This window comes from Acidithiobacillus marinus, from assembly GCF_002847505.1.
GTDB lineage: Bacteria > Pseudomonadota > Gammaproteobacteria > Acidithiobacillales > Acidithiobacillaceae > Acidithiobacillus > Acidithiobacillus marinus.
In genome coordinates this window covers 1-24,373 of record NZ_MXAV01000030.1, presented here as the reverse complement: position 1 = coordinate 24,373, position 24,373 = coordinate 1, and the positions used below count along the sequence as shown (strand labels likewise).

24 protein-coding genes and 2 riboswitches are annotated in these 24,373 nt (G+C 54.8%); of the genes, 23 read left to right on the top strand and 1 reads right to left on the bottom strand.

Annotation, left to right across the window (positions count from 1 at the left end):
* Nucleotides 1–5: 5 nt before the first annotated feature.
* The gene (locus tag B1757_RS07170; RefSeq protein ID WP_101537671.1) at nt 6–1,226 is read left to right on the top strand and encodes a mannosyltransferase family protein; all 1,221 of its coding nucleotides are present in this window, start codon (nt 6–8) and stop codon (nt 1,224–1,226) included.
* A gap of 21 nt (nt 1,227–1,247) precedes the next feature.
* On the opposite strand, the gene B1757_RS07165 is transcribed toward B1757_RS07170, so the two are convergent.
* Nucleotides 1,248–2,315, bottom strand: a complete 1,068-nt coding sequence (locus B1757_RS07165) for a linear amide C-N hydrolase (RefSeq protein WP_101537670.1) — start codon at nt 2,313–2,315, stop codon at nt 1,248–1,250.
* A 263-nt stretch (nt 2,316–2,578) separates the two neighbouring features.
* Here B1757_RS07165 and B1757_RS07160 point away from each other — a divergent pair, with 263 nt between their 5' ends.
* The 22 genes from B1757_RS07160 to B1757_RS07055 form a co-directional block, all read left to right on the top strand.
* A complete protein-coding gene (locus B1757_RS07160) occupies nt 2,579–3,733 on the top strand; it encodes a serine hydrolase domain-containing protein (protein ID WP_172437640.1) in 1,155 nt (384 codons plus the stop codon).
* Nucleotides 3,734–3,786: 53 nt separating this feature from the next.
* Nucleotides 3,787–3,850, top strand: a riboswitch (Fluoride riboswitch).
* A gap of 53 nt (nt 3,851–3,903) precedes the next feature.
* The gene (locus B1757_RS07155; RefSeq protein ID WP_101537668.1) at nt 3,904–4,845 is read left to right on the top strand and encodes a respiratory chain complex I subunit 1 family protein; all 942 of its coding nucleotides are present in this window, start codon (nt 3,904–3,906) and stop codon (nt 4,843–4,845) included.
* 9 nt (nt 4,846–4,854) lie between these two features.
* Nucleotides 4,855–5,535 (top strand): hydrogenase, encoded by a 681-nt coding sequence (locus B1757_RS07150; protein WP_101537667.1) that lies wholly within the window; start codon nt 4,855–4,857, stop codon nt 5,533–5,535.
* Between the two features lie 2 nt (nt 5,536–5,537).
* Entirely contained in the window at nt 5,538–7,001 is a 1,464-nt protein-coding gene (locus B1757_RS07145; RefSeq protein WP_101537666.1) for a proton-conducting transporter transmembrane domain-containing protein, read from the top strand.
* Nucleotides 6,998–8,503, top strand: coding sequence for a hydrogenase large subunit (locus B1757_RS07140; protein ID WP_101537665.1), 1,506 nt, complete (start codon nt 6,998–7,000; stop codon nt 8,501–8,503). Before B1757_RS07145 ends, B1757_RS07140 begins: the two co-directional genes overlap by 4 nt.
* Before the next feature lie 9 nt (nt 8,504–8,512).
* Nucleotides 8,513–9,304, top strand: coding sequence for an NADH-quinone oxidoreductase subunit B family protein (locus B1757_RS07135; protein WP_101537664.1), 792 nt, complete (start codon nt 8,513–8,515; stop codon nt 9,302–9,304).
* Complete coding sequence (locus B1757_RS07130) at nt 9,294–11,252, top strand: proton-conducting transporter transmembrane domain-containing protein (protein WP_101537663.1); 1,959 nt, start codon at nt 9,294–9,296, stop codon at nt 11,250–11,252. The genes B1757_RS07135 and B1757_RS07130 overlap by 11 nt, the downstream gene beginning before the upstream one ends.
* 12 nt (nt 11,253–11,264) lie before the next feature.
* A complete protein-coding gene (crcB, locus tag B1757_RS07125) occupies nt 11,265–11,642 on the top strand; it encodes a fluoride efflux transporter CrcB (RefSeq protein ID WP_101537662.1) in 378 nt (125 codons plus the stop codon).
* Between the two features lie 14 nt (nt 11,643–11,656).
* Nucleotides 11,657–11,974 carry a DUF190 domain-containing protein gene (locus tag B1757_RS07120; RefSeq protein WP_101537661.1) on the top strand — a complete coding sequence of 106 codons (318 nt, stop codon included), beginning with the start codon at nt 11,657–11,659 and terminating at the stop codon, nt 11,972–11,974.
* Nucleotides 11,971–12,357, top strand: a complete 387-nt coding sequence (locus tag B1757_RS07115; protein ID WP_101537660.1) for a HEAT repeat domain-containing protein — start codon at nt 11,971–11,973, stop codon at nt 12,355–12,357. The genes B1757_RS07120 and B1757_RS07115 overlap by 4 nt, the downstream gene beginning before the upstream one ends.
* A gap of 66 nt (nt 12,358–12,423) precedes the next feature.
* Nucleotides 12,424–12,486, top strand: a riboswitch (Fluoride riboswitch).
* Between the two features lie 348 nt (nt 12,487–12,834).
* Entirely contained in the window at nt 12,835–13,122 is a 288-nt protein-coding gene (locus B1757_RS07110; RefSeq protein WP_101537659.1) for a DUF211 domain-containing protein, read from the top strand.
* Nucleotides 13,119–13,643 carry a VIT1/CCC1 transporter family protein gene (locus tag B1757_RS07105; RefSeq protein WP_101537658.1) on the top strand — a complete coding sequence of 175 codons (525 nt, stop codon included), beginning with the start codon at nt 13,119–13,121 and terminating at the stop codon, nt 13,641–13,643. Before B1757_RS07110 ends, B1757_RS07105 begins: the two co-directional genes overlap by 4 nt.
* Nucleotides 13,640–14,602 carry a respiratory chain complex I subunit 1 family protein gene (locus tag B1757_RS07100; protein ID WP_101537657.1) on the top strand — a complete coding sequence of 321 codons (963 nt, stop codon included), beginning with the start codon at nt 13,640–13,642 and terminating at the stop codon, nt 14,600–14,602. Before B1757_RS07105 ends, B1757_RS07100 begins: the two co-directional genes overlap by 4 nt.
* On the top strand, nt 14,602–15,279 hold the full coding sequence (locus B1757_RS07095) for a hypothetical protein (protein WP_101537656.1): 678 nt from the start codon (nt 14,602–14,604) through the stop codon (nt 15,277–15,279). The genes B1757_RS07100 and B1757_RS07095 overlap by 1 nt, the downstream gene beginning before the upstream one ends.
* Nucleotides 15,269–16,750, top strand: a complete 1,482-nt coding sequence (locus tag B1757_RS07090; protein ID WP_101537655.1) for a proton-conducting transporter transmembrane domain-containing protein — start codon at nt 15,269–15,271, stop codon at nt 16,748–16,750. The genes B1757_RS07095 and B1757_RS07090 overlap by 11 nt, the downstream gene beginning before the upstream one ends.
* Nucleotides 16,747–18,324, top strand: a complete 1,578-nt coding sequence (locus B1757_RS07085) for a hydrogenase large subunit (protein ID WP_101537654.1) — start codon at nt 16,747–16,749, stop codon at nt 18,322–18,324. The genes B1757_RS07090 and B1757_RS07085 overlap by 4 nt, the downstream gene beginning before the upstream one ends.
* On the top strand, nt 18,324–21,182 hold the full coding sequence (locus tag B1757_RS07080; protein WP_101537653.1) for a proton-conducting transporter transmembrane domain-containing protein: 2,859 nt from the start codon (nt 18,324–18,326) through the stop codon (nt 21,180–21,182). Before B1757_RS07085 ends, B1757_RS07080 begins: the two co-directional genes overlap by 1 nt.
* A 99-nt stretch (nt 21,183–21,281) precedes the next feature.
* On the top strand, nt 21,282–22,535 hold the full coding sequence (locus B1757_RS07075) for a class I SAM-dependent methyltransferase (protein ID WP_101537652.1): 1,254 nt from the start codon (nt 21,282–21,284) through the stop codon (nt 22,533–22,535).
* An 82-nt stretch (nt 22,536–22,617) separates the two neighbouring features.
* Nucleotides 22,618–23,196, top strand: coding sequence for a TMEM175 family protein (locus B1757_RS07070; protein WP_101537651.1), 579 nt, complete (start codon nt 22,618–22,620; stop codon nt 23,194–23,196).
* 61 nt (nt 23,197–23,257) lie between these two features.
* Nucleotides 23,258–23,563 (top strand): AbrB/MazE/SpoVT family DNA-binding domain-containing protein, encoded by a 306-nt coding sequence (locus tag B1757_RS07065; RefSeq protein ID WP_438263617.1) that lies wholly within the window; start codon nt 23,258–23,260, stop codon nt 23,561–23,563.
* The gene (locus B1757_RS07060; RefSeq protein ID WP_101537649.1) at nt 23,560–23,955 is read left to right on the top strand and encodes a type II toxin-antitoxin system VapC family toxin; all 396 of its coding nucleotides are present in this window, start codon (nt 23,560–23,562) and stop codon (nt 23,953–23,955) included. The genes B1757_RS07065 and B1757_RS07060 overlap by 4 nt, the downstream gene beginning before the upstream one ends.
* Nucleotides 23,956–24,028: 73 nt before the next feature.
* Nucleotides 24,029–24,373, top strand: a 345-nt coding sequence (locus B1757_RS07055; protein WP_101537648.1) for a hypothetical protein, incomplete at its 3' end; no start/stop codon positions are given.

The window sequence follows — 24,373 nt, the reverse complement described above, 5'->3', positions numbered from 1 at the left end:
CGGGCATGCCGGGAGTTGCTATTTTTATTCCTAAAACAGCAAAGAACTGGCGCGTCCCCGTTCTGGCCATTACCCTCAGCGCCCTGGCCATCTATGTCGGAACCTGGGTCGGCTATTACCTGTTCAGTCGTGGTCTTGATCCCGTGCCGGGTTCGCTGACGCAAGCGCTCATCAACTGGGATGCCAAGTGGTATATGAATATTGCCACTCAGGGTTATCAGTACATACCCCATGCTGATTTTGGCCAGAACATCATCTTTTTTCCGCTCTACCCTGCCATCTGCGCAGGTCTTGGCCTGATCTTGCCGGTTCCGATACCTGCCATAGGTATCGGACTGGCGATTTTTGGGGGCGTGGTTTCGATCTTCCTGTTCCAGCGCCTTGCCACCGTCTGGATGGACGCCAAAAGTGCTGCTTTTGCAACCCTGACCTACGCCCTCTATCCCGCCGCCGCTTTTTTTATCAGCGCTTATCCCACGTCCTTGATGAACTGCCTGGCTATTGCCACCTTACTCGCCCTACGCCAGCAACGGCATTTTCAGACTGCGCTCTGGGCCGGCATAGGCACGGCGGCGGGGCCATTGATGGTCTTTTTCGCCTTCGGCACCTGGCTGGTTGTACTTTGGCGCCTCTCGACGGCTCGGCAATATCCCGGATGGATCCGGGCGTCAAAAAGCCTGGGCTTGGGCATTATTGCCTGCAGTGGCCTTATATTGTTCATGATTTATCAATGGTATCAGTTTCGAAGCCCTTGGGCATTTGTGGTCGCCCACGGTCCGTATATCGGCCATTTGTCAGCATGGCAAAAGCTGCAAAACATCCTGGAGCTCTATCCCTTCTGGGGTGGCGACTATACACCGCTGATCCAATCGTTACTCCTTCAGCCGACGGTGCCGAACCCGGCACGCAGTGTCTATTTTCTGATGAACGCTTTGGTCTTGCTGGGCAATCTGATTACTTTGGGGGTGTTATGGCGACTCCGCCAATGGTCCTTGCTGATCATCAGCATCCCGCTGATTGGGGCTTACCTCTGGTTTCAGGCCGCCGCTCAGGGGCCCGTATCCACTTATCGTCTGCTATACCTCAATCTGCCCCTGTTCCTGGCGGCCGGTTGCTTGTTTCAAAGCGCATCCCGGCGCTTCTGGGCGCGCCTGCTGCTGATTGTAGAAGCGGCTGCCCTCATTCTTCAGGCAGCCTTTTTCATATCCGGGCATTGGGCGTTCTAGCAGCCCCCTGCTACAAGCGCCTCAGGGCTGCATTTTTTCCGGAGATACGGTCACAAACTCAAAAGGCTTGCTGACGGGCTTGAAGTCTGCCGTCACATCACCGGAATAAACCTGCCCCTGACCCATGGGCAATTGCAACTCCGGTGCTCCTTTTTTGAGATCGGCCTTATTCAGGTTCACCCAGAAAGTATCCATAGTACCCACAGGATTATAGTAGTATTTCAGACCGGTCTGGTCTGCCACCACCCGCCAGCGCGTAGAGGAAATATTGGGTTGCCCCGGCGTGGAAATGCCCATAGGCACAGAGACGTTGTTCATCACGCTCATCACCTCTGCCACTCCTTCAGACTGATTGGCCGTTTTGGGAATGGCATGAATATAGAATTCTGCCCGGGCAAACCGGTCAGCGGCACGATTGGTCCCTGGCAGGAAAGTGGTCCCGCCAATCTGATTCCAGTATTTTTCAATGGCTAGCTGCTGCGAATATTCAGGATCATTGGTCATCACCTGATATTCCCGTCCTTCATGGATCACCAGCTTGCCATCGATGTATTCAAAGATGGCACTGTTGCCACTCGCATCGGAAATGGACAAATGCAGGGTGGTGTAGCGATCCGTACCCGGAATCCGGTCGGATACGACACACATCGGATGGGCTTTGATAGAGGCAACTGCTTCCTTGACTGAAGCAAAATTATCCAGGAAATACTGTGCCCAGGCGGCAATACTCAAACGCGGTTCCTTGCCACAATCACCAGGATACTTGCTTCCCGCCAACCAGAGCATGTTGGCCACCAGCCCTTTCTGGTTCATGCCGTCACTTACCCCGGCTTGGAGGGAAGTCACCACGACACTGCCATATTTGGAAGTCCAGTGAATGGAATGGCGACCGGCACCGCCATCATGGGCCAATCCCCGAGGGAAAATCCATAGCCGTGAATGCATGGGATCTTTCCAGTCCATAGTGCGGCCCGTGATGACCAGACCATCTTTGCCATGGTAAACCACCCGCGTGCAGGCATTGGCCGCCCCCGCCGACAGCAATGCCGCGACACCGCCCAATAAAACCCAATGCAGCTTTGCTTTCATGATCACTATCCTCAATTTATGGGTAAAAACGCATGTCTTGAATTTGATCTTTTGTTTATAGCGAATAATTCGTCTTAAAGACAGTCTTGAATGCCCATCACCTTCTGAAAGCGGCATTGACCCGATGATATCGCCGCGCACAGCTAACTGCATTTGTTTGAATGATGTGCTGGCGGTATTCTAGGGGATCATCTGGAAACTTCTTATTCACAGTCACGACATTTTTGTCAGCCAACTCCATCTTGCAAAAGGACCTGAATACCATGACTTTTCTGAAAGGATTCTTCTTGTCTGCCGTAGTGGTATCCAGCGCGGCAGCGGCTGTTTCGGCACAAGCTTCGGCATTTTCGGGAACTGCAGGACTTTCCGGATTTCACAATACCGCCACCTTATACACGCAATATATTGCCGAGAGTCTGCACAAGGCCGCCGTGCCAGGAGCCATTGTCGGCATCTGGCAAAATGGCCGACCCGCCTATCTGCGGGCTTTTGGTGACGCCGATTTAACCCCGAAAACCCCCATGACTACGCACATGGTCATGCCTCTAGGGCAACTCAGTACTGCTTTTACAGTCCGCGCCGCCCTGGATCTAGTCCAGTCTGGCAAAATCCAGCTCCAGGACCCGGTGTCACAGTACCTGCAAGGCGTTCCTGAGGGTAACGTCATTACAGTGGCCGACCTTGTCCAAATGCGCAGCGGGCTGTCGGATTACCTGAGTGACCCGGCTTTTATCCAGGAAATCAAAACCCATCCGGAAACCCGCTTGAGTCCTGAGCAACTGCTGCACTACAGTTTTGCCGAACCCCTATTGTTCAAGCCCGGAAGCCGCTTTGCGTATTCTGCCACCAACAGCATCGTACTCGGTTTGATTATTGAAAAAGTCACGGGCAAGCCCTTGTCCCGGGTCATTGCCGAGCAGATTCTGCAACCCCACAACTTACGCAACACCCATTTTTCGACCAGTTTCGCCGATCCCTTCCTGCAGGCACGTGGTTATCATCTGTCTGATTCTCATCAGTTCGTGGCACAACCTTGGAATCCTTCACAGTTCTGGGCTGCAGGCGCCGTAACCGGATCCGCAGAGGACATGCGGCGCTGGGCGAGGATCAATGCCAATCTGCAACCCTATGCCCAAATTCTGGCCCCTTATCAGCTCCATTCCTCTGATCAAAAAAATACCCGCGTTCATTATCACTGGGGGTCCCTGGACAATAATGGCTGGATTGGCAATGCCAGTCGTCAGGCGGGCTACGAATCCGTGGTCATCTATGCCCCCAAAAGCAAGGACACCATCGTCATTTTTGTCAACTCCGAGGCCACCGACCAGGGTGTATCAGTTGCTGCCCGACTGGCCCAGCATTTGAGTCGCTTCATCAGTCCTCGCGCCGTCTTTTTAGCCGGTGCCCACCCTGAGTGAGTGAAGCGCCAGTCGGGCTCTTGACCCATCCGCGCGCTCTGCCTATGATTAGTTGAAATTATGGCGATGGATTCCGCCCAATAACCGCCTTTATAGGCTAATGACTCCTACGTATCTCATACGCAAGTATGAGATACAAGCTATTAATAAAGCTGATAAGGGAGAGCTGTATGTGGGGTTCCATCCTTCTGCAATGCGGGCAAGTACTGACAGTTATGTTGCTTGCCCCACTGCTGCACGGTTTCATTACCACTGTAGAAGAACGCGTGCAACGCGGTCAGGGTCCTTCCATTTTCCAGCCCTATCGAGATCTCTGGAAACTTTTCAACAAGTCCTTGCTGGTTCCGGAGTCGGCTACCTGGGTATTCTTCTGGGCACCGGTCGTCGCTTTTACGGCGATGCTGATTGTACCCATGCTCATCCCGGTACTGACCAACTTCCCCTTGCCCTTATCGGATATGGGAGACATTCTCGGTGGTGGTCTGATTCTGACTCTGGGCAGCTTTTTTATCCTGCTGGCGGGGCTGGATACCGGCCAACCTTTTGGCGGTTTAGGCTCCAGTCGTGCCGTGATGCTGGGAATTTTGGCCGAACCGACCCTGATCCTGGTTTTTGTGGGCATCACTTTTCTCGATCACTCCATGCTGCCCTTTGTGGCCAACCATCTCCTCGCCCAAAATCCCGTGGCCTACTGGAGTCCGGCGCATATTTTTCTGATTCTGGCTTTTTTCATTCTGCTGACCGTGGAAACTGATCGACTCCCTATTCATTCCACCATCCCTTACGAAATCTACATGATAGATGAGGCGCGCATTCTCGAATATTCGGGTCCGCTCCTTGCCTTGCTGAAATGGGCGGGCTGGATGAAGCAATTCATCCTCTACACGATTTTTCTCAATGTCTTTCTGTTTCCCTGGGGATTGTCAACGACCGGCAGTTTCCCTTCGGTCCTGCTGGCGTTACTGATTATTCTTGCAAAATACGGGTTCATCGGACTCTTGATGGTGGGCGTAGACACCATGCAGTCCCGACTGCGTTTCTACCGTTATCAGGAGCCTCTGGCACTGTCCTTTCTTTTCGCGGTATTGGCCATTGTGGCCGATCAACTCTAGGAGCGGCACATGCTGATCTTTCATCTGGGTCCACTGGCCACCTCCCTGTTCAGCCTGCTCGCCATCCTTGCTCTGGTCCTGTCTTTTGTCATGCTGGCTTCCCACTGGCTAAAAAATCATGTGTACGCTTTCGCGGCAGAATCCTGGACGATTGCCGCCATCTCCGCCTCCATTGGCTATTACGGGCACTATCCCGAGCTTTATGTGATTGCGGCCTTGACCGCCCTGTTTCGCGGAACGTTCCTGCCCTATCTGGTCATCCGCCTGGTCAATCGTCTGGATATCCAGCGGGAATTCACCCCCCTGCTCAAGCCCTCTTCGAGCATGATTCTCGGTGCGGCGCTGGTCATTTTCTCCTACGAGGTGTCCCGGCAACTCGGCATTGCCCTGCACTTGACCGACAATATTGCCGTTCTCGCCCTGACCTGCATGTTCAGCCTCAAATTGATCGGCTTTCTTATGATGATTTTACGCTCCGAAGCCATCAGCCATATTCTCGGCTTGCTGGTCATTGAAAACGGTATCTTTTTAGGCTCCCAGATTCTGGTTCCGGGCATGCCCGCCCTCCTCGAACTGGTGATCATTTTTGATCTGCTCACCATTGTCATGGCTTTCGGCATGCTGGTGCGCTTCCTGCAGACCCATGCCGGGACCACCAGTAGTCGTGGCCTGCAAAAGCTGGTGGGTTGAACATGGTCAATTTTGCTGCCCTCATTGCCGCGCTCTGGATCATCCCCGGCGTCGCCATTATCGTGATGCTAGCCCTACGACGCCCGCGTCTGGCGGAATATCTGAATCTGCTCACGTCCATCGCCGTATTCGGGCTGACCCTGGCCATTCTGGTGGCCGCACCCGATAAGCCCCTGGTTACTGGTGCCCACTACATTTTGCTGACTCCGCTGGGGGCCTGGGTGCTGTTCTGTGTGGGGCTGGTGTACCTGCTGGCATCCATTTATGCCATTGGCTACATGCGCCTGTTGCCTGAAGAAAAGCCGCGACTCCACAAATACTATGCCCTGCAGGCCGGTTTCGCGCTGACTATGCTCATTGCCCCATTGATGAACAATCCGGGTATTTTCTGGATTGCCATTGATTTTACGACCATTGTCAGCGCCTTTCTGGTGGGTTTCGAGAAAGAAGCGGAGTGCATTGAAGCAGCTTGGAAATATCTGATCGTGGTTTCTGCGGGGTTGGCCCTGGCCCTGCTGGGCATCATCCTGTTTTACTGGGGAGGCACCTTTGTACTTGGACCGACCTATGCGCTGACCTGGGCCAATCTCCGCGAAGTCGCCCCCAAGGTGCCGGAGACCTTGCTCTTTCTAGCCTTTCTCCTCACCTTGGTCGGATTTGGTACCAAGGTCGGTTTGGCTCCCATGCACACCTGGCTACCGGATGCCCACAGCGAAGGTCCGGCTCCGGTGTCCGCCATGCTCTCCGGCGCCCTGCTCAATATTGCCCTGCTGGGGATTTATCGCTTTCTTGCGATCCTCGACAACGGTGGTTACAGTCTCATGGGTCATACGGCGTTACTGGTGCTGGGCATATTATCCTTGTTTGTGGCGGGCTTGTTCATCGTCCGTCAGGATGGCGCCAAACGCATGCTCGCCTATTCTTCCCTGGAACACATGGGGGTTCTGGCCATCGGCTTTGGCTTTGGCGGATCTATTGCCTTTGCCGGCGCCATGTATCACATGCTCAACCACTCTTTGAACAAGTCGCTGATGTTTTTCGGGGCAGGTAACATGATGCGTGCTTATGGCACTAAATCCATGAGCAAAATGCGGCATGTGCTGCGTTATTATCCAGTGAGTGGCGCCGTCTGGCTGCTCGGCGCGATCGCCATTACCGGCGCCCCGCCCTTCGGTCTGTTTTTGTCCGAACTGACCATCCTCCGTGGTGGGATTCTCAGCCCTAACCCCTGGGCGGTGTGGGTGATGGCGATTTTGCTCATTCTCATTTTTACCGCTTTCATGAACCATTTCCGGCGCATGATCTGGGGACCGGAGCCTGAACCCGACACCGCGCCTACCCTGCGCTTATCTCTCTGGAATACTCTGCCCATGTGGCTGGCGCTGATCCCGGTACTGGTGCTGGGTTTATGGTGGCCAGCAGGATTGTGGGGATTTTTTCAACATGCTTTTCTGGTGCAACCATGAATATGGCAAGCAGCTTGAATTCGTGCAGCACGCGCCTGGTTGCGGCGGATCAACTGGTCGCTGTTGCCCAGGAATGTCTGAATCAGCAGATGCGCTTTTTGATGGCCTGGCATGACTGGGACGACCAGACATGCGTTGTCCGCTATTTACTCAGTCAGAAAGACCATGCTGAATTTGTTCTGCTGGAAGTGCGGGATACCGATACGCTGCCTTCCCTGGCTGCTTTGGTTCCCCTTTTGGGCTGGTATGAGCGGGAAATGCACGATCTGGGTGGTCTTGAGTTCAGTGGACATCCCGAATCCTTCCCCCTGATCATTCATGAAGGCTTCAGCATCTCCCCACCGCCCCTGGGCAGAACGGCTGCGGACAATCCTCTGCAAGCCCATTTACAAGGAAGTTACGAGCCCCCCAGCATGCCCGAAGTCCAGGGCGATCAAGTCCAGGATTTGTACTGGGGACCCGTCCGCGCTGATGTGGTGGAAACCGGTGAATTTCATTACTCCTATATTGGCGAGGCCATTCTCCACTATCATCCCCGCCTGTTTTTCAAACACCGGGGTATGGAAGCACGCTTTGCGGGTCAGGATGCCGCTCGCAGTGTGTACCTTGCAGAACGGGTGTCCGGGGTGGGCAGTGCCTGTCACGCCCTGGCCTACTGTCAGGCAGTGGAAAATGCCTGGGGTATTGAAGTGCCACTGCGGGCGCAACTGCTGCGCGTCATCATTGTGGAACTGGAGCGACTTTATAATCATTTTCACTATTTTGGCCAACTGGCCAAAACCACCACCCTCAAGGTCGGCGCCGCCACGGGTTTTCTGATGGAGGAGCGGGTCAAGCAACTGGCGAGCCAGTTGACGGGTTCCCGCTATTTGCGCAGCCTGCTCTGCGTGGGTGGACTGCGGCGGGATTTGCAGGCCGAACATCTGGCCCACGCCCTGGAAGGCATCATCGACGAGGGCGAAGCTTACCTGAATCGTTTGCACCAAACGGCGACCCATCTGGATCGCCTGATGGGTACCGGGATTCTTTCCCTGGAATCCGCCTTTGATCAGGGCGCTACCGGCCCGGTCGCCCGCGCCTCGGGTCTGGACCGGGATTTGCGCCGCGATCACCCCTACGCGGCTTATCACAAATTACGTTTTAACGTACCCGTCCGCGAGAAAGGGGATGCCATGGCCCGCAGCGAAGTCCGGGCGGAATCCTTACGCGAGGCGCTCGCCTTGCTGGTACAAGCATCCGGGCGCCTTAAGACCGGCCCGGTGCAAGCAGAATATACGCCCCCCTCGGGAGAACAGCAGGGCCTGGGCTGGGCGGAAACTCCCCGGGGTACGCTCATGTATGCCGTGCGCATCCGTGACGGGCGTTTGCAACGGGTCAAAATCAAATCCCCATCATTTTCCAACTGGCGCGTATTTCCGCTGACGGTGCATGGCACCAATTTGATGGATTACGCCATTAACGAAGCCAGCTTCGGCCTCACCATTGCCGGCTGCGACCGTTAGGAGAAAATCATGCCTCTATGGACCTGGACAGGACTCAAAGCCGGTAAAGCCGCCACCCGCTGGCCACGCAGCGGATCCGACGGACAAGAGGGCGTTCTGGGCATGCCCCGCCTGGATATCGACAAATGCCGCAGCGGCTGTGATCTTTGTATCAGCAGTTGCCCCACTCAGGCTATTCATCTGGTAGAAGGTGAGCCGGTCATTGATTATGGACGCTGTATTGTTTGTCAGCGTTGCGTGGAAGAATGTCCCGAGGGCGCCATGCAAAGCTCTTATGACTGGGCCTTTGGCGTTCGCCAGCGTAGCGACCTGACCTGGTCAGCGGCTCTGGAAAGTCATGAGGCGGAACACCTGCGCAAACGCATTGCGTCCAGCCAGCGCCGCAGCCTGCATATCCGCCATGTGGACGCCGGCTCCTGTAATGCCTGCGAAGCGGAAATCAGCGCCCTGGACAATCCTTTTTATAATTTGCATCGTCTCGGCATTTTCTTTACTCCTTCCCCACGCTTCGCCGATCTGCTCATGGTGACGGGTCCGGTGACGGCGCCCATGCACGACGTGCTGTTGGCTACCTGGGAAGCCATGCCCGAACCACGCAGCGTGATCGCCACCGGCACTTGTGCGGTTTCGGGAGCGCCCATGGATGGCGGATATGCCGGGGGGGCCGGACTGGAAAAAATTCTGCCTGTAGACATCTGGCTGCCTGGCTGCCCCCCCAATCCCGCCGCCCTGATCCATGCCCTGCTGCTGTTGCTGGAGCGCATGCCCCAACGTGTCACCGGAGGCCAATATGCTGAATAGTTTTCTGCTGGCAGCCGGATTTTTTGTCCTGGCCATCGTCCTGGGCCTGCTGCGACTGGCTTCGGGCGCACGCATTGCCCTCATTATCGGCACTCTGGCCACCTTGTTGGGTAGCGTTCTCAGTCTTTCGGCCGGAAACAGCTCCGGTCAGCTCTGGTCACTGGGTGATATTTCCGTCACCTGGCATCTGCAGGCAGCGGCTGCCTGGTTGATATTCTGGGGAGGGCTCGCCGCACTGGCGGCTTTTCTGTCGCCGAGCCGCGCCAAAAATCCCGGCATCTGGATGTCCGGGGCCAGCCTCGCCTTGCTGGGATGTCTGGGCATTGCTGGCCTGCAGGAAGGTATTGCCTTTTTGATCGCCTGGGAATTTCTGAGCTTCGGCGGTGCGATCATGCTCCTGGCCGACGGCTTGCAGCAAGACGAAAAAAGTGGCCAGGCTAATTTGTACATGTTAGCCCTGCTGGAGGTAGGTGCTGTCGCGCTGCTTCTGTGCCTGCTCTTGCTCGGTGCCCACAACACGGAGTTTGCCAGCTGGGCGGGCGCATGGGCAGGCTATGGATCCGCCGCCTTCGGTATTGCCATCCTCTTTATCATCGGCTTCGGCGCCAAGCTCGGCATCCTGCCCTTCTATGAGTGGTATCCTGAGGCTTATGGCAGCGGCAGTGGTGCTTCCGGAGCCTTGCTGTCGGGTATTGTGCTCAATGTCGCCTATTTTGCCCTGGGGAGGGCCATGCTCGACTGGTTACCGCGCAGCAGCGCGACCGGCACCGGTATTTTACTGGTGGCTCTGGGAACGATCACCGCCATTCTCGCCATTTTATATGCCTTTCAACAGGAAGACTGGCGGCGTCTGCTGGCTTTTTCCACCGCTGAAAATGCCGGACTTGCCGTGGTGGCCCTGGGTGCGGCTTCTCTGTTCCGGGCGGATGGGCTCAATATGCTCTCCACCCTGGCCTGGACCGTAGGTCTCATCCACCTGGGTGGTCACAGTCTCGCCAAGGGCAGTATGATGCTCAGTGCCGATCGGGTTGCCGGTGCCCGGGGAAGCTATGCCATTGCCCAAAGTCGGTTGTTGGCACTGGCCCCCTGGACCCTGGGCATCGGCGCTCTGCTGGGTGCCATGAGTCTGGCCGCCATGCCACCCACCGCCGGTTTTGCCGGTGAATGGTATTTATTCCAGACCGTATTCCAGGATTTTCACCTGAGCAGCTCTGCTGCCCGGGTCACCTTGGCTTTGGGTGGCGCCGGCCTGGCACTGACTGCCGCCATCGCCCTGGCCACCATGATCAAGGTATTTGGATTGGGCCTTCTGGGCCGTGAAAAAAATCATCAAACCGTCTCGGGACGCTGGCCGATTCTCGGTCTGGGCCTGCTGGTACTGGCTTATGCCGCAGCCCTCCCCTGGACGCTGAGTTTCCTCGCCCAGGACAACTGGCCGGCCATGCCTGCCGCCCTGCAAGCCATGGTGAAAGGGCCGATTCTGATCCCCTTGCGTTTTCATTTCGCTTTTATTTCTCCACCATTACTGTTGCTGATGGGACTGTTATTGTCGCTCATTCCTTTAGCGCTGCTGGGCTGGAGTCACCTCCGCCAGGGACGGAAAAAAGTTCCAGTCTGGGGACATGGACTTCGCCAGATTCCAGTCAGCAATGCCGTCACCGCATTGGCTTTTGCGAACGCACTGCGTGAGTTTTACAGCTTTGTTTATCGCCCCACCACCAACACCCGAAAAAGTCATACAGAGCGCAGTTATTTTGTGCGGGAATTACATTTTGATTATAGCCAGGCACCAGTATTTGGTCCGTGGTTATTCCGCCCAATAGTCCGCTTCATTCAATTATTGAGTGACCGTATCGGCCTGGCTTTGCAAAATGGTTCCTTGAATGCTTATCTGACTTATATAGGATTATTACTGATTATCATTTTTGCGAGTGTTTTTTATATTTAACAAGGAGTAGAAATGTTTGCCACTTTCGGCTTCATTGCCATATTTGCGGTTTTGGGTGCCTGGGCACGCTATGGGCAGAGCCTGCTGGTACAAACCGTATTTGGGCGTGATTTCCCCTGGGCTACCCTGAGTATCAACATCATGGGTTGTTTCATCATGGGTTTTTTGTTTTTTGAAACCCTGGAGCGCATCTCTCTCAATCCGGAACTGCGTACGGGTTTATTGACGGGTGGTTTGGGAGCGTATACTACCTTTTCCACATTTTCTCTGGAGACTCTGGTATTATTTGAAAATGGCGAAACCGTAAAGGCCCTGATTTATATGTTTGCTTCCCTGTTCCTGTGCGTGGCAGCGGCATTTGCCGGTGCCTGGATATCCCGTAGCATCTGAAAGAGGTGGAAACCATGACCAGCGTATCTGTAGTCCGTATTTATATTAAAGAAGGCGATAAACACGGCGGCCACAATCTGATGGAGGAAATATTTCGCATGCTCCATGATCAGTACAAAGTCCATGGCGTGACCGCTTTTCGCGGCATTGCCGGCTTTGGCAGCAAGGGAGTGGTGCATGCCGATGATGTTCTGCGTCTGAATGTCCATCTTCCTTTGGTTCTGGAATTTTTTGACGAGCCGGAAACCGTGGATGCGGTGATGCCACACCTGATGGAACTGGTTCCCGGAAATCACATTTTACGCTGGGAAGCTGATTGCGGTTGCGTATGAACCATCACTACTGCCCGCTCTGCTATGCCGAAATTCCTATCGGCAGTGTCACCTGTCCGGTTTGCGCACGTGACATTGAAGGCTGGGAGCGAGAAACGCCTTATTATGACCGCCTGATTTGGGCCTTGCGTAATCCCCATTCTGAAGTCAGGATGGGGGCTATTCTCAGTCTGGCCAACCAAGGGCGTGCAGATGCAGCGGGTCCCCTCGCCGATTGTGCAATCCAGTATCCCGTGGATGTCGTCCAGGGCATGGCGGTACTGGATGCCATGGAGCGCCTTCCGGCAAGTCCGGAAAAGCGCGAAGCGCTGGAAAAACTCAGTCATCATCCTGCGCATGCCGTCAGGATTTTAGCTGCCGAAAAACTAGCAGATTTATCGTAAAATTTAATACATACTATAGCATAATTTGGGAATTTAAATTTGCTCGTAATTATTTAATTTCGTATAATTAGTTCAGGTGATGAAGTCCACCAAATAACTGCCTTTGGGGCTGATGACTTCTACATTGACCGAATTAAAGTTTGGTGTGTGGAGGTTATTTTGTCATTATCACAACCTGTTGCAGTACCGGAACGACTCAAGGACCGACCCATAGTCTTGAAGCAATCGGTAGAGGCGCTGGCCACCCGGGTTTCACGAAAAGCGGAGGAATATTCACGGTCCGGAGTAGACCTGTGGATATGCGCTAATGGCACTGCCCACGTTCTCCCCATGGTTTTACATTCTTCTCTCCAGAAATCCGTCAAAAGGGATTGTGAATTCATTGGTCACTATCAACATCCCTGTAGTTATGGAGATATTATTGAGGATATCGAATGGATTCTACGCAAACAGGCTTGTTAAGCGGGGTGGCATAAGATGCGTATCCGTCGAGTAGTTCTTGATGTGGACAAGGCTTTTGCCCAGCCCAGCTTGCAGGACATTGCCGCCGCCATTGATCGGGTTGCCGGGGTAGAAGCTTTCAATATTTCTGTCGAAGAAGTGGACCAGGAAACCGTCGGCACCCTGATCAATGTAGAAGGTGACAACATTGATCTGGACAACCTTATTCAAGCCATTGAACATGCCGGGGCGGCAGTGCATGGCATTGAAGAACTGGTGGTCGGCGAACGCATGGTCGAATATCGACGACGAGCCAGCAAATGAAAATCTCGGCACGGGAAATATTTCCCATTGTTCTGGGGCTCGCTGATGGTACCTGCACTGCGCTGGTACTTGCCAGCCAAAAAATGATGAGTGGTGGCATTGATGTCTGGCAGGCGTTTCGGATTGGCATCATTACCTCCGCGTCCGGCTTCCTGCCCTTATGGGTCGCGGAATATGCCGGTCTCAGAAACGATCTGGTCCATATGGCCAAACAACTCAACATGCGTTCAGCGAGAAACCTGCAAAAAAGCCAATTGGGTCTGCAAACCCTGCGCGATTCCTGGTATATGGCCAGCATTGCCACAGCCAGCAGTTTTATGGGCGCTGCGGTCCCGCTCAGTGTGGCTGTTCTCTTTCCCCGATGGATTTTTCTACCTCTTGCGACGGCCAATATTGTCCTGTTGGGCGTGGGACTTACCCTGGGTCAATGGGTGCAGGGAGCACGCTGGAAATGGGCTTTGGGGTTGATGGGGATTGGTGACCTGCTGGCCGCCCTGGGTTACAAGGTAGGGCTGTCATGAGCGCGCTCTGGACCCATCTGGTGCTGAATCTTTGTCAAGTGGGCTTCATTCTTTTGTTTGCCCCCTTGGTGGAAGGGGTGCTGCACCGCCTGGAAGAAATCATCCAGGGGAAAAGCGGGGTCAGTATCTGGCAGACATACCGCGATATCTGGAAGCTTTTTGCGAAAGATGAGGTTGTTTCCGAGCAGTCCACCTGGGTATTCCGCTTTGCCCCCATTGTCGCTTTTGTGATGCCTCTTTTTGTCGTGCTGCTCATCCCCGCCCTGACGGCCTACCCCCTGTTTTTTGCTTTTATGGGAGATATGGTGGCCGTGGGTTTCCTCATGGCCATTTCCGGATTTTTTGTGGCCCTGGGCGGCATGGATACGGGCAATCTTTATGCCGCCGTCGGCGCCAGCCGGACCCACATGGTGGGTTTTCTCGCCGAACCCGTTTTCATCATGGTGTTTTTCAGCGTGTCTTACGTTGCCAATAGCACCATTCCCTATTTTGTGAATGCCACCTGGGGGGCATCCTGGACCAGCATGTTACAGCCTGCCCACTTTATGGTCATTCTCGCTTTTTTTCTGTTGATACTGGCCGATGAAGGCCGTATTCCGGTAGACAGTCCAGCGGGCAAAGTAGAAATCGCCATGATCGGCCATTCCAAAGGGCTGGAGTATTCCGGGACCAGCGCGGCATTGATGAAGTGGGGGGGGGCCAACAAACTCATGGTGCTGGCGCTGGTGTTTGTGAATGTACTGGTTACTCCCTGGGGGCTGGCGCAGAGCACGCAGTGGACAGCTGTTATCGCAGCTGTTGGTCTGGTTCTACTCAAACTGCTGGCTTTTGTCATCATTCTCGCCCTGGTGGAAACCACCCTCGCGAAGCTAAGGTTGTTCCGGATTTCCGAGTTTCTCGCCGTGGCTTTCATCATTTGCCTCTTTGCAGTCAGCATCCGGCTGACGGGGATTGCCTGATGATCACTGTCAGCCCGATCATGCTCAGTATTGCCGGATCCGTCGCAGCGCTATTTGTAGTATTTGGGCTGGGCGTCATGGTCTCCCGCCAGATGCTCGCCTCTCTGCGCTTTTTCATGGGCCAGTCGGTCGCCCTGACCCTTTCCGCCCTGGTGCTTGCCGATGCCTTGCATACGGTCAACCTGCTGTGGGTGGCTCTGATCACTTTTGTCACCAAGGTTATCGCCGTTCCGCTGGTACTGCGCTGGGCTGCCGGGGAAGAAATCTATGGTCGCCGTGAAGTGGACCAGGCCTTGGAAATTCCTGCTTCGGTACTGGTTGCCGCCGTTTTTGCACTGGTCGGCTGGTTTGCGGTGGCCCCGGTTTTACCCACATTGCATGACGTTCCCTTTGCCGCCATCAACCTGCCTACGGGATTGATCATGGTACTGTGGGGAGCCTTCACCGTGGCATTGCGGCGGGAAAGCGTAGCGCAGATGATGGGCCTGCTGATCATGGAAAACGGGGCTTTTTTTGGCTCCATCGCCATCGTCCATAATCTCACGGTCATTGCCGAAATAGCCGCTGCGGTGGACGTGCCCATTGTCGCCCTGGTGATTGGCCTACTCATCCGCAGCATTCGCCGGGTTACCGGCTCCACGCGCGTGGGCACTCTGGACAAGCTCCATGAACACTGAATGGCTGCCGGCACTTATCCTGCTTGTGCCCCTGTGCGGCGCTTTGCTCGCCCTGGCAAACCGGCGTTCCGCACCGTATTTCAGTGTGCTCGCCGCTTTTATTACCTTGCTATTGGCAATTTCCGCAGCCTGGCAGGTAGAAGCCCATGGCCCCTTGAGCGGAAGCGATGGCCTGTTTTATCTGGACGCTCTGGGTGCCCTGTATTTGCTCCCGGTGAGCTTTGTCTATTTCACCGCTTCCCTCTATGCCATTGGCTACTTATGGGCCCGTCAACAGGAACAGGACAAAGACGCCGCAGAACCACGCTACCGCCAGTATTTTCCGCTGATGAATGTTTTTGCCCTGGTTATTCTGGCCGTCCCTCTGGTGGCCAATCTGGCCCTCATGTGGATTGCCATTGAGCTCACTACCGTTTTTTCGGCATTTCTGGTGGCTTATGAAGATCGGGCCGAAGCGCTGGAAGCCGCCTGGAAATATGTAGCCCTGACCAGTATGGGGGCCATGATCGCCTTACTCGGAGTATTGATGCTGTATTATGGAACCCATGCCGCCGGGCAGGCCCCCACCTGGGACGGCCTGATGACAGCCGCACCCCATATGTCGGCACCTTTGTTGCTCCTGGCCTTTGTTTTATGGCTGATTGGTTTTGGCGCCAAAACCGGTCTGGTCCCCATGCACACCTGGCTCCCTGATGCCCACAGTCAAGCCCCCGCTTCGGTTTGCGCAGTGTTATCCGGGGTTGAAACCAGCGCAGCCCTCTACATGTTGTTACGTATCTATCCGGCACTCGTGGTCAATCCTGGCATCCATGATCCGGCCGCCTGGTATATCACCGCCGGACTCATCACCGTTGGCAGCGCCGCCTTTATGCTCATCCAGGTACATGACTTCAAAAGAATGTTTGCCTATTCGACCATTGAACATATGGGCATTATCCTCACTGCCTGTGGCATTGGCGCCGCCGTTCATGAGCAGGGTACCATTTATCAACTTTTTGCCCATGGGTTTACCAAGTCTTTCTGCTTTTTTGCCGCAGGCCTGGCCGGCATCATTTTTGGCACGCAGGAAATTGTCAAGGTGCGGGGGCTGATCAGTCGTTCTCCCGCGGTTGGCTGGGCGCTGATTCTCGGCACCCTGGCCATTGCCGGCGCTCCGCCTTTTGCCCTTTTCCTGTCTGAATTTGAAATTCTCGATACTGGTTATAGTAGCGGCCAGTATCTGTCCACAGGTCTGTTGACCGCGTTTATTGTGATCGCATTTATTGCCCTGACCTATCAGGCTACGCGCATTGCCTTTGGTACCCCGGATCCGGCACAGGAACATACTTCTCCTGCCATGAAAATACCCCGCAGCAGTCTGGCGGCTATGGTCATTGCCTTTGTTCCGGTACTGATTTTTGGCTTTTATCTCCCCCCGCCATTGGTTCATCTGGTGCATGAAGCAGCGCAACTGCTGGAGGTGCAAGGATGAGTATATCCATAGCACTGCAAAGCTTGCTGCACAGCAACTCTGCTCTAACCTGGCACGAACATTCTGAGCAATGGTTACAGATAAGCTGTCCAGCAGAACAGTTATCCATGCTGACCCAAGCTCTGCTGGAAAAAGAAGAGGCCGAGTTTGCCACCCTGCTGGTGGAAGAACTTCCAGATCAGGGAAATTTGACAGTGCATTATCTGTTTTATCTACCTGCCACCGGGAAATTGATCGAACTGCAGGTCGCGGTCAAGGCAGGGGAAGAATTACCGGCCATCAGTGATACGGTGCACGCTGCTGACTGGCACGAACGCGAGGCCTGGGATTTATATGGACTGCGTTTCAGTGGTCATCCCTTTCTGGGCGATTTTGTTTTACACGACGATGACTGGCCGGAAGGGATGGACCCCATGCGCCGCCAATTTGATGGTAGCAAACGTCCGGATGTCCATGGTACCGGTACAGAATGGAAGCCGCCTCAGCTGTTGCAGGAAGAAGGTGCCATCGTTTTTCCCGTCGGCCCGGTTTGGGGCGATTTCAATGAATCCGGACTGTGGCTGCTCGAAACACCGGGTGAGCAGATCCGCTATCTCCATACCCGACTGTTTTATAAATATCGCGGGGTCGAAAAAATTGCCGAGGGCCGCACAGTCGATCAAGGATTACTGCTGGCCGAACGTTTTGCTGGTGCCGCCGCATTTGCCCATGGCTGGGCCTACTGTCAGGCATTGGAACAAATTGGCGGGTGTGCGCCACCACCCCGTGCCGAACAATTGCGGATTGTCTTCGCTGAACTCGAACGGGTCCGCCATCACGCCGCCAATATTGCAGAAATCACCGGCTCAACGGCGCTGTCCGTCGCCAAGGCCCTGGCCCAAGGCATCGTCGAGGATTTGCTGCGACTGAGTGCCAGACTATGTGGACATCGTTATTTTTTTGGCGTTGTCATCCCCGGGGGACTCCGCGAAGATCTGAACACAGACGCTCTCGAAATACTTTACAACACTCTGCCGGCGCTGGATCAGCGGATGCGCGCGCTGGAACAGCGCCTGGAAGAAAGCTCCAGCTTTCTTGATCGTATCGAAGAAATGGGCACGCTGGACGGCCAGATGGCCAAAACATATGGAGTAGTCGGTCCTATCGCCAGAGCTTCCGGTAGAAACATCGACTTGCGACGCAATTTGCCCTACGGACAATATGGATTCCTTGCCCCGGAAATTCCCGTAGAACAAGAAGGAGATGGTTATGCACGCTTACGGGTGTTTTTTGCCGAAAGCCGGATCAGCATCAAACTGATCCTCGATTTGCTGCCCTTTTTACCCGACGGCCCCATACACAGTCCCTGCCCGGTGCGCGAAGGACATGCCCTGGCCTGGGTAGAAGCGCCCTCCGGCGCCACGTTTCACTGGCTGCGCTGCACTGCAGACGGATTGATCACGCGCCTGCGCCTCGGGACGCCCGGCTTCAGAAACTGGCATGCCTTTGAACGCGCCGTGGAAGGGGCAGCATTCCAGGATTTTCCCATCATACTGGCCACCTGGGGCCTGTCCGTAGCGGAGAACGATCGCTGATGAGCTTCTGGCCCTATTATGGATTGAAAAAAGGCATAAGCACGACATCCTGGCCCGATGGCGATGAGGAAAGTGCCGGCATTACCCCGGGGCGGCCGCGAGCGACGCAAAGCCTGCATCCTGAAGAAAGTGCTGCACAGTGTCCGACCCAGGCCCTGCGGGTCGTCAAGCAACCGGAGACCGCAGACCATGCTGTGGCGGTGGATTTTTCCTGCTGTATTCATTGCCAACGCTGCCGGACAGGTGCTCATGCCCTGCCCTGGTCCCAGGATTTTGCCTGGGGTGCTTCTACAGCCTCTGCGCAGCCCCCTCTCGGATCCCGCTTTTCGGCTTCCCTGCATGTTTTATATATTGATGCAGGAGCCTGCGGGGCCTGTGTCAATGAAGTCCGACTGGTCGATGCACCCCCTTATAATCTTCACCGTCTCGGTATTTTTGTAACCGCGACCCCGCGTGACGCCGATGTGCTCCTGGTGGCGGGTCCGATCACCGATGCCATGCGTACCGCCATCCTCAAGGCCTACGCCGCCATGCCTGCCCCCAAAAGAGTCATGGGCATGGGCACCTGTGCCATCAATGGCGGCATTTTCGGGGAAAGCTTTGCCTGTGCCGGCGGACTGGAAAAAATCATTCCCGTCGATTTATGGTTGCCCGGTTGTCCCCCCCCCGCCTCTCGCCATTATTCATGGCTTGTTGCGTCTGGTGGGACGGGTAGCGCCAATTTCCCTGGAGGAACAGCCCTGATGCTCTACATCATTGCGTTTCTGCTCTTTGCGGCCGGTCCGGTCCTGGCGTTCATTCCCGGCCGTCGCATACCCGCCCTGAGTGCCTGGTCAGTAATGACCAGCGCCTGCATTCTGGCGGGTATTCAGGCGGTCATGGCCATTGCTGCGGGACACGATCAGCCGCTGATTGCCCTGCAGTTGCCTGTCATCGGCCCCCTGGATTTTGTGCAAACCCCCTTGGGCGGCCTGCTGATTCTCATTACCGCGAGCGTTTTTGCCGTCGCCCTCCCTTTTGTGACCCGCGATGCCAATCTTTATCCAAGCGCAAGAAGGGGTCTATTTCTGGCTATCGTCATGCTGACTCTGGCCAGCATGATCGGTTTTTTCTCGGCAGCCAGCATTGCTGCGTTTATTTTCTGCTGGGAGCTGGCAGCATTGGCCATCTGGGGGCTGATTACCTTTGAAACCCGGCAGAGCAAACCAGTCGCCGCTGGATTACTGACTCTGGCATTATCCGAGCTGGGCAGTCTCGCGGGTCTGGTCAGTCTGCTGTTACTGGCCGCCGCAGCGGGTTCTCCACAGTTGGAAAGAATCGCCAGCGCCATTCCAACAATGTCACCGACCCTGCTGATGGTTGCGGGCTTGTTGGCATTTTTTGGATTCGGCATGAAAGCCGGCATCATCCCCCTCAATGTCTGGTTACCCGCCGCCCACGGCACCGCTCCGCGTTCCACTTCCCCGATCCTCTCGGGGGCCACGCTCAATCTGGGGCTGTATGCATTTTTACGCATTGACGCGCCCATCGCCCTGCATCTGCCGCAACTTGGCCTGATCATTCTCAGCAGCGGCGCCCTGACTGCGCTCATCGGCATTATTTACGCCCTCGTCGAAAAAGACATGAAGCGGCTGCTGGCCCAGAGCTCTGTTGAAAACATGGGCATTGCCACTGCCGGAATAGGGGCAGGGCTAACCTTTGCCGCCTATGGACATCCACTTTTGGGGGGCGCCAGCATGATTGCCGGCCTCTATCACATGATTAATCATTCGACCTTCAAGACCCTGCTTTTTCTCGGTGCCGGGGGAATAGACGCCAGCACCGGCACCCATAATCTGGATGAACTGGGCGGTCTGATGAAGCGGCTACCCGCTTTGGGTACCTTCTTCCTCCTGGGCGCTTTTGCGATTGCCGCCCTGCCCCCCTTCAACGGTTTTGTCAGTGAATGGTTATTGCTGGAGTCGCTGCTGCGCGTAGTGGAAATACCGGACATTCCCGTACGCATCACTTTCGCTCTGTCCGGTGCCTTGCTGGCCCTCACCTCGGGATTGGCCCTGACCTGCTTTATCATGCTCCCCGGCAGCGCCCTGATGGGATTACCGCGATCCACCCATGCCAGCGCGGCCAAAAAGGCACCGTTGACCGTGGTCATACCCATGGGCTTGTTGGCCCTGCTCGCTTTATTGCTGGGTCTTGCGGCCACCCTGATCCTGCCCGTTCTCTCGCGTCTGGCAGCCCCCCTGCTGGGAGCCAATCCTACCGCATCCCTCGTACCCGATTTTTTCCATGTCCCCAGCCAGGTTCCTCTTGCCGTAAGACACGCCCTGGATCCCATCGGCGCCAATCTGGGAGCGACATTCCTGCCGCTACGCAGCCTCGTGGTCATGCATCTGAATCAGGGCAACGCACCGGTGGTATATGCCATGTCCACGCTGCTGACTTTTCTGGTGCTGATATTCATGCTCGGAACGGTATGGCTGCTGGCGCGCGGCCTGCGTCGTCGTAAATATCAGGTCAGCCGCAACACCCTCTGGGACGCCGGACTGACACGCTTGCGCCCGGAAATGACGTACACGGCAACCACTTTTGCCGCGCCGGTCCGGGCTGTCTTTCAGGGGTTTTTTCATCCGCTGATGGAAGAAAAAGAAGAACGTCAGGGTGCTTTTGTGCTGACCCGCAGCTATCATCAGATCATCACAAACATCTCCGAACGTCTGGTGATTCAACCGGTTATTCAAAGCGCCATGCGGATTGCCGCATTACTGGCCAAAATGCACAAAGGCCGGGTCAATACCTATGCCAGCTACATCCTGATCGCCCTGGTACTGGTGTTGATCATCGTCGCAGGATCCCCGTGAAGTCTGAGAGTAAATGCTTTGTTCTATAATTAAACCATAGTGGCAGTTCTATGCGTACCCGGAACTTGCCGAAATTCATCTAAAAAAAGGAGTTATCTCGTGAAAGACTTACGAACCACCTTCCTCGAACATGTCAAAAAAGGGCTGAATGGCAAGGTGTTACCCTTGAAAGTCCTGTTTTGGGATGGACACGAGTATCTATTTGATAAAAATTTTCTGGTCACCATGCACCTCAAATCGGCCAAGATCATCACTCAGTTGCTCACCGGAAGCGCCCTCGACGTACTGGGTGAAGGCTATGTGGAAGGAGACATTGGCATAGAAGGACGTTATCAGGATATTCTCGCGGTGGCTGAAGGATTGAGTGATGCGTTTCCCGCCAAAAAGCCCAAAACCGGCATTCTCCACAAGGCCTTGCACAGCAAAGCCAAGGACAAGGAAGCCATCCACTATCATTACGATGTTTCCAACGACTTCTACAAGCTCTGGCTGGATCGCAACATGGTGTATTCCTGTGGCTACTTCAAAACCGGTAAAGAAGACATCGATATTGCCCAGGAGCAGAAACTCGACCATATCTGCCGCAAACTCCACCTGCAGCCTGGTGAAAAACTCTTGGATATTGGCTGTGGCTGGGGTGGACTACTGACCTGGGCGGCTAAACATTATGATATTCAGGGAGTAGGCGTCACCCTCAGCGAAGAGCAGTTTGCCTTCGCCAAAGAGCGGATCGAGAGGGAAGGACTGACCGATCGCGTCGAAATCCGCTTGCAGGATTATCGGGATATTCCTGAACGCGATCATTTTGACAAGGTTACCTCCGTCGGCATGTTCGAGCATGTAGGTCGGGCCAAACTTCCCGAGTATTTTGAGGTCATCAATCGCGTGCTGAAAGAAGGCGGATGGGTCATGAATCACGGCATAACCGCCAGCCAACAGGACGATGAAGGCGGGCACCACTCCGGCAGCGATTTCATGGATAAATACGTCTTTCCCGACGGCGAGATACCTCACCTCTGGCGGGTGGTTCGGGATATGGCCGGGCAGAACCTGGAGGTCATCGATGTGGAAAACCTGCGTCCCCACTATGCCCAGACCCTCATTCACTGGGTAGATCGCCTCGAAGCCCACAAGGACGAAGCGGTCGCCATGGTCGGTGAAAAACGTTACCGAATCTGGGCCATTTACATGGCAGGTTGTGCTTATGCCTTCTGGCGGAACTGGTCAGCCCTGCATCAGGTGCTGGCTATCAAGCAGACTGGTGAAGAACTGACCCCGCGTCCCTGGGAACGACGCTATCAATATGAAGAAAACCAATACCGCCTGGCTGAACCGGATTGGGGAGATCTGTAGCTCCAACATATTCCCTGCCAGAAAAATCCTGCCTAATATGCCCTGACTGATCCCAAAAATTCCGACAGTCAGGGAGAAAAACATGGGCAAAAATCGCCTGGAAGCCTTCAGTGATGGCGTCATTGCCATCATCATTACCATCATGGTCATCGAAATGCGGGTTCCCCATGGGGAAGATCTGGCGGCACTGTTACCTGTGTTGCCGGTTTTCCTCAGTTATGTGTTGAGTTTCATCTACGTTGGCATTTACTGGAATAATCACCACAACATGCTGCAGGCCAGCGGCAAAATCACCGGCGGGATTCTCTGGGCCAATCTCCACCTGCTTTTCTGGTTATCTCTTTTTCCTTTTGTGACCAGCTGGATGGGTGAAAACCACTACGCTACCGTACCCACCCAATTATACGGCGTCGTGCTGTTCATGGCGGCTATGGCCTATTTCATCTTGCAGCAGCGGATTATTGCCGCTGGAGCGACCACTCTGCGTCGCGCCGTGGGTCGGGACTGGAAAGGGAAAATTTCTCCAGTCCTTTATCTCATCGGTATTATTTCCTCCCAATGGTCCCCTGCCGTGGGCAAATTGCTTTATCTGGGCGTCGCTTTTATCTGGCTGATTCCCGACCGACGCATAGAAAACCTGCTGATGGACAGCAAGGAATAAGGGCCTTCATCAGCCCAATTGCGAGACTTCTAATGGCCTTTTGACGGACATGGAAAGTAAGGTGTTTTTACATTACTATGCAAAACATTCACCTTTGTTTGGAGGGCAAAGCACCATGACCACATTGACCGTTACTGCACGCGGACAAGTAACGTTTCGGAAGGACGTACTGCAACATCTCGGCATCAAACCTGGCGACAAGATTGAGTTGGACTTGCTGCCAGATGGTCGGGGCGTGCTCAAGGCGGCACGCCCCGCAGGGACGATAGCCAACTTCGTCGGCATGCTCGCGGGTAAGACGCAGAAGGTGGCCACCCTCGAAGAAATCAACGAGGCAGCGGCGCAAGGCTGGGCAGACAAGTCATGAAAATAGCCGTTGATACGAACGTCCTGGTACGTGCGGTGGTCCATGACGATCCCGCACAAGCGGAGGTTGCCGCCGCCGTCTTGACCGACGCCGAGTTGATTGCGGTAACAACGCCGTGCCTATGCGAATTTGTTTGGGTGCTGTTGCGTGTCTACGGCTTTCATCAAAGCGACGTGGCTTGCGCGATCCAGACACTACTGGCCGCCGCGAATGTGGAAGTGAACCGGCCTGCCGTGGAGGCAGGCTTGCTGATGCTCGAAGCCGGCGGAGACTTTGCCGATGGCATCATAGCCTATGAAGGCCAATGGCTTGGCGGGGAATTCTTCGTTTCCTTCGACAAAAAGGCCGTGGCACTGCTTACGGCACAAGGGCAATCAACGCGCCTTTTGTGACAGACAACTTTTGGCACCCAAAAAGGTCAATAGCTGATATACTGAGTAACGTATTCACAGGGGAGAGACTGTCATGCCCATGGTCAACATCATGAGTATCATTGGCGTCATCATTGCACTGGGTATACTTTTATTCTTGGTGCTTGCGTTGGTTTACCTGATCTCGCCGCAAAAACTGGATCGCTTTCTGCGTAACATCGGATTCCGGCGGGGAATTGGCATTTTTACCGCCCAAAATGTGTTTCTGGTGTTATCGCGCCTGGCCGGCATCATGATTCTTCTGGGAGTGCTGACCATCGCCATGGTCCTGCTGCAATCCTGGCCGAGGGGTTGGCTGATTCCCGCCGCCCAGGAGCTGGTCATGGCGATCATCCTCTTTGCCGTCAGTTACTGGGGCAGTAAAAGCAAGACAAATGGG